10 protein-coding genes are annotated in these 12,136 nt (G+C 62.8%); all 10 read right to left on the bottom strand.

Going from position 1 to position 12,136, the window contains the following annotated elements:
• Window positions 1-15 precede the first annotated feature (15 nt).
• The 10 genes from AUR_RS00795 to AUR_RS00840 all read right to left on the bottom strand — a co-directional run bounded on the left by AUR_RS00795 (window position 16) and on the right by AUR_RS00840 (window position 12,021).
• Entirely contained in the window at window positions 16-1,074 is a 1,059-nt protein-coding gene (locus AUR_RS00795; protein ID WP_021472211.1) for a PDR/VanB family oxidoreductase, read from the bottom strand.
• Window positions 1,075-1,079: 5 nt separating this feature from the next.
• The gene (locus AUR_RS00800) at window positions 1,080-1,424 is read right to left on the bottom strand and encodes a RidA family protein (RefSeq protein WP_128397019.1); all 345 of its coding nucleotides are present in this window, start codon (window positions 1,422-1,424) and stop codon (window positions 1,080-1,082) included.
• A gap of 40 nt (window positions 1,425-1,464) precedes the next feature.
• Complete coding sequence (locus AUR_RS00805; protein ID WP_021472209.1) at window positions 1,465-3,024, bottom strand: aldehyde dehydrogenase; 1,560 nt, start codon at window positions 3,022-3,024, stop codon at window positions 1,465-1,467.
• A 122-nt stretch (window positions 3,025-3,146) separates the two neighbouring features.
• Window positions 3,147-4,397, bottom strand: a complete 1,251-nt coding sequence (locus AUR_RS00810) for an XdhC family protein (protein ID WP_082694479.1) — start codon at window positions 4,395-4,397, stop codon at window positions 3,147-3,149.
• Window positions 4,390-6,729, bottom strand: a complete 2,340-nt coding sequence (locus AUR_RS00815; protein ID WP_021472207.1) for a xanthine dehydrogenase family protein molybdopterin-binding subunit — start codon at window positions 6,727-6,729, stop codon at window positions 4,390-4,392. Before AUR_RS00815 ends, AUR_RS00810 begins: the two co-directional genes overlap by 8 nt.
• Window positions 6,726-7,259, bottom strand: a complete 534-nt coding sequence (locus AUR_RS00820; RefSeq protein ID WP_021472206.1) for a (2Fe-2S)-binding protein — start codon at window positions 7,257-7,259, stop codon at window positions 6,726-6,728. The genes AUR_RS00815 and AUR_RS00820 overlap by 4 nt, the downstream gene beginning before the upstream one ends.
• Window positions 7,256-8,149 (bottom strand): FAD binding domain-containing protein, encoded by an 894-nt coding sequence (locus tag AUR_RS00825; protein ID WP_031216488.1) that lies wholly within the window; start codon window positions 8,147-8,149, stop codon window positions 7,256-7,258. Before AUR_RS00825 ends, AUR_RS00820 begins: the two co-directional genes overlap by 4 nt.
• A gap of 125 nt (window positions 8,150-8,274) precedes the next feature.
• On the bottom strand, window positions 8,275-9,129 hold the full coding sequence (locus AUR_RS00830; protein ID WP_062096780.1) for a TauD/TfdA dioxygenase family protein: 855 nt from the start codon (window positions 9,127-9,129) through the stop codon (window positions 8,275-8,277).
• Between the two features lie 101 nt (window positions 9,130-9,230).
• The gene (locus tag AUR_RS00835) at window positions 9,231-10,583 is read right to left on the bottom strand and encodes an MFS transporter (protein WP_021472203.1); all 1,353 of its coding nucleotides are present in this window, start codon (window positions 10,581-10,583) and stop codon (window positions 9,231-9,233) included.
• Window positions 10,584-10,830: 247 nt separating this feature from the next.
• Entirely contained in the window at window positions 10,831-12,021 is a 1,191-nt protein-coding gene (locus AUR_RS00840; RefSeq protein WP_062096779.1) for a TetR/AcrR family transcriptional regulator, read from the bottom strand.
• Between the last annotated feature and the right edge of the window lie 115 nt (window positions 12,022-12,136).

Below are 12,136 nucleotides of genomic sequence, written 5' to 3' on the forward strand. Positions count from 1 at the left end.
CGGGTGGTGTTCGTACTAGAGATCCAAAATCAGTTCCCGGGACCGGCAACGCGAGACACAGACGAACATCGTCTTGTTCTCTGCCTGTTCAGCCGGGGAGAGCAGGAAGTCGCGGTGCTCGACGTCGCCGGCTATGACGCCGGTCTCACAGGTTCCGCAGATGCCCTCCGCGCATGAACTGGGCACGAAGATGCCGGCGCCGTTCAGGGCGTCCAGGACTGAGATGTCAGGCCCAACAGCAACGCGCTGGCTCGACCGTTGGCAGATGACGTCAAAGCTTGTGGCCTCGGTTTCCGGACCGGACACGACCTCCGGCGCTTTGAACCGCTCTATCCTCAATTGCGAATCGTCCGCCATGGCGCCGGCCACTGCCTGCATCAACGATTCAGGGCCGCAGGCATAAACCAATGCTTTTGGGGGCAGGGCACCAACTGCTTTGGGGAGATCCGCGTAGGCTCCCCCGGCTTCGTCCATGGCGTGGATGCTGATCCGGTGTGCGGGAAAGCCGGAAATTTCCGGGAGGAATGCCATGGTGGACCGGGACCGTCCCGTATAGAGGAGGGACCAGTCAGCGCCGGCTGCTTCCAGGCGCCTCGCCATGGAAATGATCGGGGTGATGCCAATGCCTCCGGCCACCAACGCATACCGCTGCGCCTGCTCGAGTTCAAAGTTGTTGCGGGGACCTTCGACTGTGAGGAGCGTGCCCACCGGCAGTTCGTCATGGATCAGCCTGCTGCCACCGCGGGAATCGGTGGTCCGCAGCACTGCCACGGTCCAGGCGGAGGAATCGTTGGGGTCCGAGCACAGGGAGTATTCGCGCGTCAGCCCGTTGGGCAAGTGGAGGCTCAGGTGGGAGCCTGGTAGCCACTGCGGGAGAGCCGCCCCCTGCGGATCAACGAAGGTGATGCTGACGACGCCGTCCGCTTCCCACCGTTTCTGCTGCACCCTCAGCGTCAGTGCTTTGGGTTCCGCAGCGATGGTCGCGGCCTGGTCTCCTGTGCCAGGACCCGACGTCAGATCGTCTGCGGTGTCCTCGGGGATGGTCGTCCCACGGTTCTGAATGTCCACGCTCATGGTCCTTAACTCCTCCGATGCGCGATTGCTTCGATCTCCCCCGACGCGCCGTAGGGCAGTGCGGCAACTTCAACGAATGAGCGTGCCGGGCGGGGATTCTCGAACAGCAGCTCGTAGTGCAGGTTTGCTTCGTCCCGCAGCGTTACGTCTGTGACGAAATAGGTGGTCTTGACGACGTCCGCCAGGGACATGCCGACTGATTCCAAACGTTCGGCCAGCCTCGCGCCTGCTGCGACGAGCGCCTCCGAGCGGCCCGGTACGGCCGTGCCGTTCTCATCCACCGACAAGGCGCCGGAGACGAAGCCGAATCCGCCGGCCACGAAGGCCGGACTGTAGGGGTGGGCATTCATTGATCTACCTTTCGGAAGCTGGTGATGCGGGCCGGTTCGCTTAAAGGCCGGCCCATGGGATGGGTGCACCCGAGAGGTCCATATAGATGCTCTTCTGGCGCATGTAGGAACGAATGCCGTCGCGGCCCTTTTCGGTACCCAGACCGCTTTCCTTAAGCCCGCTGAAGGGGGTCGAAATGCTGAATTGCTTATAGGTGTTGATCCACACGGTGCCGGCGGCAATGGCCCGCGCCAACCGCCAGGCCCGGCGGTAGTCGGCAGTCCAGATGCCACAGGCCAAGCCAAAGACGCTGTCGTTCGCCTGGGCGATGAGGTCCGCTTCGTCGTCGAACGGCAGGATGACGGCCACGGGACCAAAAATTTCCTGCTGGCAGATGGCGTCCGAGTTACTGACACCGGCAAGGATGGTGGGCTCATAGAACGCCCCGCCCTGCAACCGGGACTCCGTGGGGACAGCGCCTCCGCACAAAACCTGCGCACCGGCCGACTTCGCTGCTTCGACCATGCCCGCAACGGTGTCGCGGTGTGCGAAGGCCACCAGGGGCCCGACCTGCGTAGCCGGGTCTGTGCCCGGTCCGATCCGCAACGCTTTTGCCCCTTTCACGAGCCTTTCCACCACGTCGTCGTACACGGCGCGCTGGATGAAGACACGCGACCCGGCGATGCAGCTCTGACCGCTTGAGGAGAAGATGCCGTAGAGCACTCCGGCCACAGCCTGGTCCACGTCGGCATCGGCGAAAATAACCGTGGGTGATTTTCCTCCCAGTTCCAACGTGATGGGCATGATTTTTTCGGCTGCGATGTGGGCAAGTTGACGCCCCGTGGAAGTCCCGCCCGTGAAGGAGATCTTCCCAACATCCGGATGTTTGGCGACGGCGTCGCCAACTACCCGGCCAGGGCCCGGCAGCACCGACAGCAAACCGGCAGGAAGACCGGCCTGCTCACAAAGGCGGGCCAGCAGCAGCGAGACCCAGGGGGCCCACACCGGCGGCTTCACCACGACGGCGTTTCCTGCCGCGAGTGCCGGAGCCACCTTTTGCGCGTCACTGGCTATGGGTGAATTCCACGGCGTGATGGCCCCCACCACCCCGATCGGCTCATAGGTGGACATGCTGAGGTAGTTGCCCCGCGGCGGCGTCAGGGCATCTTCCATGGTCTCCAAGGCAGCTGCCGTGAAGCGGAAGGTTGCCGCCGCGCTCATGGCCAATGCCTTCGTTTCCACGAGGCTTTTGCCCGTATCAAGCGTCTGCAGCTCCGCGATCCTGTCAGCGTTGGCTTCAATCGCGGAGCTGATGCGGTGAAGGACTGCGGCGCGTTCGTGCGGGAGCCTCCTTGCCCACCCCGACGCTTTGACGGCCTCCAGGCCGGCGGCCACTGCGGCGTCCACATCGGCCGCCGTTGCTGCGTGGAGGGTGGCAAAAACTTCTGCCGTAGCGGGATTCACCGACTCGATCAGCGCACCACTACCCCGGGTCCACACTCCGCCAACAAAGATCTCGTCCCGCGTATCAGGTCCGTTGCGAAGACCGGCCGCGCCGGGTGCCCGGGTTTCTTCCCGAGCAGACCGGGAGGGGTTCTCTGTAAGGCTGTCCGTACTCATCTTCGGGTTCCGTCCATTTGTGTGTAGTGCCCACGGAGGGGTTTCAAGCGGGATGCCGCGAGCGGCTTTGCGCGAGTTACGTGAACTGCGTCATAGAAAAAGAATATCAGTCCTAAGATACTTTATGTCAAGATATTTTCGTTCTGATTGTTGCGTAGCGGCGGGAGCTGCAGTTCCTGCCCCACGCCGCAGGTAGGGGACGACGACGGCTGGCCGCCCGGGTGCGGCGCGAGGGCTGCGCGCTCCCCCAAACCCTTGTGGATGGGGTCGGACGTGAACGCCAAGGGCAGGGCGGAAGCCTGGTGCCGGGCCGCAATGACCTCCGCCATGATGGAGATCGCCGTTTCTTCCGGGGTGGAAGCCGAAAGGTCCAAGCCGATCGGCGAGCGGAGCCGCGCCAGCGACCGTTCCGTGTGGCCCAATGCCAGGAGCCTGCCCCTGCGGTCACTGGCAGTCCGGCGCGAACCCATCGCCCCGATGTACGCAAAACCTTCCCGAAGCGCCACATCGAGGACCGGAACATCGAATTTCGCATCGTGCGTCAGGACACAGATAGCAGCATCGGGCCCCAGCCGTCTCAGTGCGATTTCCTTTTGTAAGTAGCGTGCCGGTTGATCCACCACGACGTCGTGGGCTGATGGCAGCCGCTCGGGCGTGGCGAAAACGGCCCGGGCATCGCACACCGTGACGTGAAAGCCAAGAAAGGCGCCTAACCGGGCCAGGGAGGCGGAGAAGTCAACCGCCCCGAAAATCACCAGCCGGCGCGCAGGGCGGAAGACATCGATCAGCAAGGACAGGCGTTCGTCGCTGCCGGTCACGGCAGGAAGAGTGACCGACGTCGATCTTCCGGACGCTATGGCCTCCTGAACGGCACTGTCTGCGGCCTGAACAACATCCCACGCAAAGCCTGCACCGGCGAACAGTGGTGTAATGGCAGAACCCTGATGGACCAGCCCGGAGCGACCCAGCAGTTCAGGTGCGCCCTCAAAAATGGTGACCATGGCGCACGGTAAATTTTCCACCAACGCCTTCTGCAAGGACGCAAAACCAGGGCACGTGGCACGCTCGAATGCTTGCACGAAAATATCCACGCTGCCGCCGCACGTGAGGCCGATACTGAACCCGTCGTCGTCGGACATAGCAAAATGAAGCAGCTCCGGGACCCCGGTGGCGAGCACTGTGGCAGCCTGTTCGATCACGCTGGCCTCGATGCAGCCACCCGAAACCGAGCCGATCGGCGACCCCTCGCCGGTGACCAGCATGGACGTACCGACTGCCCGCGGCGCAGATCCCTGGGTTCGGACCACCGTGGCCATCGCGACGCGCCGTCCGTCGGAAAACGCCTCGTTGAGCGCTTCCATCACTTCACGCATCGGCCCCGACCCTGCCTTGACGCGATTGCGCAGCCCGGATGCCGTTGTAGACCCGTTCCGGCGTCATGGGCAGCGACGTGAGCTGCGCCCCGGTGGCGTCGGCAATTGCCTGGGCAATTGCAGGGGCGATAGGCAGCATCCCTCCCTCGCCCATGCCCTTGGTTCCGAAGGGCCCAGCGCCATGGCCCTGTTCCTGGGTGATGGAGAAGAAGCGCTGCGGGATGTCCTCGGCCAACGGGACGCGGTAGAGGAGTGCTTCACCATTCAGCAGCTGGCCGTCGTCGTTATACCGCAGTTCCTCAAAGAGTGCCTGCGCGAGTCCGAAGACCGCTGCGCCTTCGTCCTGGCCCCGGCAACCAAGCTTGTTCACCACCTTGCCGGCGTCGCCACTGACGACCAGCTGCAGGACTTCCACCCGCCCGGTTTCGGGATCCACCTCAACTTCGGCAGCTGCCCAGCCGATCTCCCAAAACATGCACGGCGCCTCCAGCGGGGCGCGGCTGGAATTACGTACCTTGAAGTATCCGTCCCCGGTGAACTCGTAGCCTGTCCCGCCGAACCTGTCCATGATCAACGGCGGAAGATCATGCGTGGCACCGTCGGCATCAATGATGTGCCAGTCCTGAAGGCGGATCGATTCGCGATCCAACCGCAGCTGCTCGGCCGCTACGTCCAGCACTGAGCACTTCACGCGTTCAGCAGCCTGCAGGACCGCGTGACCCATGACGGCGATGCCCGATGAGGCATTGGTTCCTTGGTCGAAGGGGGTGTTATCGGTGTCGATGGCCGCATATTTAACACGCTTCGGATCGCACGCCAGAGTCTCCGCCACAATCTGGCACAGCGCCGAATGGCCGCCCTGGCCCATTTCCACCAGGCCACAATTGAGGAAGACATCGCCGTTGGTGGCCACTTTGACCCGGGCCTGGGCGGGCTTGTTGACGCCGCCACCGTCCTTGATTCCCATGGCGACACCCATGCCACGGTTGGGTAAGCGGCTCCGGTCGCGATAGCTGATGGCGTCCGCTACGAGGTTCAAACCGTGCCGCAGGTCCGAGTCGATGGGCGTTTCGCCCGGGACGAATTCCTCGCCCAGGCCCTTGGCATTTTTCAGCCGCAGTTCCAGAGGGTCGAATCCCAGCCGCTCAGCGATCAGGTCCACTTGGCGTTCACTGGCCCAGGTGGCCTGGGTCGCGCCAAAACCACGGTATGCGCCTGCCGGCACTGTATTGGTGATGACCGCCTGGCACACCGAATCGATCCGCTTCCAGCGGTAGGCCCCCGGCATCCGGTAACCGGCTTTTTCGGCCACCAACGGACTTGCATCCGCATAGGCACCGCCGTTGAGCAACACCTTGGACTGGCGGGCCACGAACTCCCCATCAGCCTTGAGTCCCGACTTGACCGTGAGGATGGCATCATGCTGGCTCAAGGTCAGGAAGACTTCCTCGGTGCTCATGCAGTAGCGCACGGGTTGGCCGCCGGACAACTGCGACAGGCGGACGGCGATAGCCTCGGTTTTTGGGCCGTTCTTGGCCCCGAAGCCGCCGCCCAGCAACGGGACGTTCACCCGGACATCGTTCTCCGGCACGCCAAAGACCCGCGCCAGCTCCCTCCGCATGGGGAACGGGCTCTGGGTGGAGGTCCACACCTCGATCTGCCCGGAGGTCGCTTCGGCCACTGTGACAAAGGGTTCCAGGTGCAGATGGTTCATCCGGGAGAACGTAAACGTGTCTTCAAAAACGTAGTCGCACTCTGCCCAGACGCCCTCGTCCCCCGTTTCGTAGCGGAACTCGTAACTCACGTTGTGCGCGGTATGTGGCGCCCCGAACGCGCCGTCCCCGTACGCTGGAGAGACGGCGTACGGCTGCTCCGGGAAAATGGCAGGTGCTGCGGGGTCCGTTGCTTCCTTGGCACCGAAAACAGCCGGCAACTGCTGGTACTCCACCTGAATCAAATCCAGGGCCGCGATGGCTGTGCGTTCATCCACGGCAGCAACTGCCGCAACGACGTCGCCAACGTAGCGGACCGAGTCCGTAGCGACGATGGGCTGGTCCTTGACGTAGGTACCGTAGGGCTTCAAACCACCGATCTCCTCACGCGTGAGGACCGCAGTGACTCCCGCCAGCGAGCGGGCCGCCGAGGCGTCGATGCCCAGGATCCGGGCATGTGCATGCGGGCTTCTGAGGACCTTGGCATGGAGCATTCCGGCCTTCTTGATGTCCACCGTGTAGAGGGCGCGTCCGGTGACCTTGGCGGTGCTGTCCAGGCGCGGGCGGTCGCGTCCCACGATCGGCTCCCCGGCCTCGCCGGGAGTGGCTGTCCCGTTCATTCCGACGCCCGTTCCTGCTGCTCCGCGGCGGAGAGCTCTGCGGCACGTTCCACGGATTCCAGGATCATTTCGTATCCTGTGCACCTGCAGGTATTCGAACTGATCCATTCCCGGATCCGGTCCCTGTCCGGTTGCGGATCCTGCCGCAGCAGGCCAGTGGTCAGCATCAGCATGCCCGACGTACAGAACCCGCACTGGAAGCCGCCACATTCCCTGAATGCCTGCTGCTGGGCACTCAACGTGCCATCTTGGCGGGCCAGGCCCTCCACCGTTTCAACCCGGGCACCCTCGACGTCGAAGGCAAACGTGGAACAGGCGGCTACCGGAAGGTCATTCACCAGGACAGTGCAGGCACCACAGACACTGCGCTCGCACGAGGCACGAACCCCTTGCTTTCCGCAGGTGTTGCGCAACACGTCCAGGACGGTCGCGCTGGTAGGAACACGATGCCTCTCGGGGCTTCCGTTCAGTTCGAATTCGAGATCGTGGGTAACGGGTTCGTGGCCGGGCACCGGCGATTCAAGGCTCATGGCTGGCTTCCTTTCCTTTGTTTTCCGGTTGCTTGGACGAGAAGACGGCGGCAAAGCACAGACGCCAGGTGCCGGCGGTAACTGATGGATCCGGCGTAGTCGGCCGCCTCCTCCGGGAGCTGCGCTGCAAGAATCTCTGCGACAGAGGCAGGGTCGAGGTCAGCTGTTGCAGTTCCACCGGCGGGATGGGAGAGGACGGTGTGGGAGAGGACATAGGGCCGCCTGTATTCACTCCCGCAGACGGCCGTTACCGTAACGTCGCCACTGGCGTTGCTTCGCACGGCCATGGCCACTGTGCTGACCGGGCGCATGGTGCGTTCGTATCCGAACCACAGCAGGGATGCGGTGTCCACGCTGACGGCTGTCATGACACCAGGGCTCCTGCGCTCCCCCTCCCAGAGCTTCGCAACCGGGAGGGTTGCAAGGTCTCCGCCCTGAAAGTGCATGCGAGCCTGGAGGGCGGACAAAATGACCGGCATTTCATAGCGATACCGACGCGCAAGGAGGTTGCCTCCCAGGGTGCCGCGGTAACGGATCCGAACTGTTGCAATCGATCCCCAGGCCGCAGCCAGGGCCGGGAGGGAAGACAGGATTTCCGGACTCCTGCTGCCTTCGTAGTGGCTGACCAAGGAACCGATGCGCAGAGTTCCGGCGTCGTTCGAGACAGCCCGCAGTTCCTTGATTCCCTGCAGGGAAATCAGCACCTGTGGCTCCAATCCTTCGCGGATTTGGGCCATGAGGTCCGAGCAGCCCGCCGCGATCACAGCGTGTGGGTGCTGCCGGACCAGTGCCTCAGCTTCTCCCAGTGAAGCAGGCCGATGCAGAACAAACGGCGGGAGGGCGGACTGGCTCTGGGCTATCAGGCCCGCCCCTAATTTCTGGCCTCGCATTGGTCAGCCTTCTTTCACTCTCGCCATGTAGGCGCTTTCCACGGACTACCGCCGTGGTTGATTCCTGGTTTCGCAAACAACCGTCCCGGGTGGCCCGTTCGGGCCACCCGGAGCGGGCAGTTTCACTAGGCCGGGCGGTCGCCCTTCAGCGTGACCCGGTGCATCAGCCTGTAATGCGGGTGGTAGTCGCCCACTGCGTAATGCTGGGTGGAACGGTTATCCCAGATCACCAGGGAGTTGGGCTCCCACCGGAACCGGACCTGGTACTCGGGGGTCCGGGCGAGGTCCGTGAGCATGTTCCGCAGCGAGTCGCCCAGCTGCGTGGAAATACCCGTGAGGCGGGTGGTGAACAACGCATTGACGTACACGAGCTTGCGGCCCGTTTCCGGATGCTTGCGCACCACGGGGTGGGTCATGGGCGGGTATTTGCGTCGCGTTTCCTCATAGCGCGCCTCGCCATCCGGGCCTTGCCGGACGACGCCGGTCAGTTCCTTTTCCCAGTCGTGCACTCCTTCAAGCCCGTCGATGACGTTTTTTACGTTCTCCGGCAGGGCGTCATAAGCCGCGGTCATACTTGCCCAGAGGGTGTCGCCGCCGCACGGGGGAATTTCCTGCGCATGGAGGCAGGTGGCGGAGTTCGGCGTAGCCTGCCACGTCAGGTCGGAGTGCCACACGTCGGTTCCAGCAGCCCGGCCCCGGGACTCCAACACCTCAATGTGCGGATAGCCCGGAAGCGATGGGAAGAATGCGCTGACTTCCTGGGGATCGCCGAAGACCTTGGCGAACTCAATCTGGTCGTCCGGGGTAATTTGCTGGTCGCGGAGAAACAGCACTTGGTATTCAAGGAATGCTTCCCGGAGTTCCCGCCGGCACTCAGGAGTGATGCCCTCACGCAGATCCAGCCCGTGGATGTAGGCTCCGATAGTCGGTGTCGCACGTTCCACAGTGAATGTCTTGAACTCTTGATCATTGCCGCTCATGGTCGTTCCTTCCTTTTGTTTGGTCTGTTGCATTGAGCCCGTGTCCGTCAACGCTGACTGATCAGACGGGCTGCTTTTGTTGGGAATCCTTTGGTGTCGACTCATTCCGAATAGGTGGGGGCAGCAAATTCCTGCACATTGCCGTCGCTGCCCTTCCCGGCCCGCAAGGCCTTGTTTCGGATGACGCGCCCCAGCGCCAACGCACAGGTGATCGAAACCGCACCGGCGACGAAGACGTAAATGGAGGTGGAGACCGACGCTTTCGTCGCAGCAAACAAGGCGCCGGCAATAAGGGGTGCAATGGCGCTGCCGAGGAGGTTGCCAAGCGTGGTTGCCAGGGACAACCCGCTGTAACGGACCTTGGCGTCAAAGGCCGTGGAGAAGTACGCAGGCGACAATGCCCACGGGATGTACACGGCGATGGTTGCGGCGAAGTAGCAAACGGCGATCAAGCCGTACGAGCCGCCGTCGAGGGCGAAGTAGAGCGGAAAGGCAACCACCACGATGAGTACAAGGCCCCACAGGTAAACCCGCTGTGCGCCGTATTTATCCGCCATGGCACCTGCTGCGGGATTGACGAAGAAACCAACGGCCGAGGTGATGATCACCAGCACCAGCATGGAGGTCGAATCGAACTCTTCCGACTTACCGGCGTAGACGAAGTTGTACACGGTGATGAGGTAGAAGAAGATGCCCGGCACCAGGCTTGCGCCGGCTACAAGGAACACCTGCTTCGGGTGGGTTCGAAGTACCTCGATGACGGGCATGCGCACAACGCTGTGGTTAGCCTTGACTCGATCGAACTCCGGGCTTTCTGCCACCTTTACGCGGATGACTAGGCCGGTGATGACCAACACGGCACTCAGCATGAACGGAACCCGCCAGCCCCAGGCCATGAAGGCGTCCGGCGACATGGATTCCAGCGGGATGTACAAGGTCATGGCAAGGATGAGTCCCACAGCCACGCCTGCTTGCGGCCAGCTGCCAAAGAAGGCGCGCCGGCCCTGCGGGGAGTGCTCGGTAGCCATCAGCACGGCCCCGCCCCACTCTCCGCCGAGGGCAAACCCTTGGCAAAGCCGCAGGATCACCAGCAAGACGGGGGCAAACACACCTATGACGTCATAGGTAGGCAACAATCCGATGGCGACCGTGGCTATGCCCATGATCAGGATGGTGAGGACCATCATCGGCTTCCGGCCCGCCCTGTCACCGAAGTGGCCGAAGACTATGGCTCCTACGGGGCGGGCGACGAAGCCGGCGGCGAAGGTCGAGAACGCGAGCAGCGTGCCGGTTGTGGGGTCGAAGCCCGGAAAGAAGAGCTGGTTGAAAACAAGCACCGCTGCGGTGCTGTAGATAAAGAAGTCGTACCACTCGATGGTTGTGCCGATGAGGCTCGCGATGGCGACCTTTCTCGGAGAGCTGCCGCCCGATGGTTGTGGGACCACTGCACTCATATTGTGCCTCCAGGTAATTTTGCAAACAGTCGGCCCCGCTTTGCGTGGGCCCTGGTGATCAGGGCAGCCAAGGCACCTGTCTGAGAATGAGATCTGAAGTGATGCAAATTACTTCAGTGTTGATTATCTTATTGCTGAGATGTCTTGTGCGCAAGATCTCATCTTGGCAGTGGTGGAGCCCCCGAGGGGCTTCCGGCGTGGTGCGAACTGGAACTGTTTGCTATGGGCTAGTCCCTTCGGCAGATGCTCATGACGTGGCGCCTTGATCGGCAGCGGGCACCATAATTCCCCACGCGAGGTCCTCGAGGATGTCCTGAATGCCGCGGATGTCCCGCAGGAACGGCGTACGGACAACGCTGCTGATCACATGCAAAGCTGCTTTCACGCGGACTCTGACTACTTCTTGATCCGTACCCGGGTAAGCGTCCTGGACCAGTGAGGCGACGTCGGCGACATAGTCGTTCTGCGCCTCCAAAAGGTTCTGCAGCTCCCGTTCGGGAACGTGCTGGCGCTCGGAGACGGCCAGTTGCAGGAATTCCGGGCAGGACAGCGAGAAGGAAATTTGCGACGACAGGATGCGCTGGAGCGCCGCGGATGAATCCGCGGCTTCAGAGAGGGCGCGCGACAAGTCCATCCAACGGACCTCCGTGGCCCGGTAAAGCGCGGCAGCGAGCATTTCTGCCTTATTGCTGAAGTGACGGTAGATGCCGGGGCCGGCTATCCCGACGTCGGCGCCGATATCGTCAAGGCTGACCGCATCAAAACCGGACCTAGCGAACTGCCGGATTGCAGCAGCCAACAGAGCCTCGCGGCGGCTGCGCGGCACGGAGAGTGCCGCACCGGCCCGACGGTCCGATTCCTTGATCGGCGGCAACGGCATATCGATCACAGTGCGGGCAAGCGTGGCGAGGTGGGTTTCCTCGTCCGCTTTCGAGAGCCGGTTCGGATGCCACGACACACTGACCATCACAGCGAACATCGCCCACGCCCGCAGATCGGCCTCTGCTGCGGGAAGCGCAGCAGTGCCGGACTGGAGCTTGCTGCTGATGGCGAACTTGGCGCCGCTGGCTATTTCGAAGCGGACCGCAGGCGGCAGGTGGCGGGATTCCCGCTCCCACAGCACGCCGTTCCCGCGATGCTCCAAAAGCGCCCGGCCGAGTGACAAGACCAACTGGTCAAGATCGCCGTCGGGCGCCTGGATGACGCTCTCCACAACAGGCTGGAGGTTCGCCGCCACGGCCTCCCGGAGCAGTTCGCCTTTGCCTGGGAAATGCCGGTACAGGGCCGACGGCTGCACAGAGACCGCCTTGGCCACATCGGTCATGCTGACTTGCGGATACCCCCGTTGCGCGAAGAGGTCCGCCGCCGCAGCGAGTATGAGGGCTCGGCGGTTGCGGGGCCGTGTACCGCGTTCCGGGGCTGTGGACGCTTTCTCCATATCTCAAGATTAATCAGATTCACTTATTGCGCAATAGCCCGCCGCGTGCCAAAGTTGAAGAACAAGCCACAGGAACTCATCTGCATCCATGAATGCGGGTTAGTAAGCGGGCTTA

The organism is Paenarthrobacter ureafaciens, from assembly GCF_004028095.1.
In the GTDB taxonomy this organism is placed as follows: Bacteria; Actinomycetota; Actinomycetes; order Actinomycetales; family Micrococcaceae; genus Arthrobacter; species Arthrobacter ureafaciens.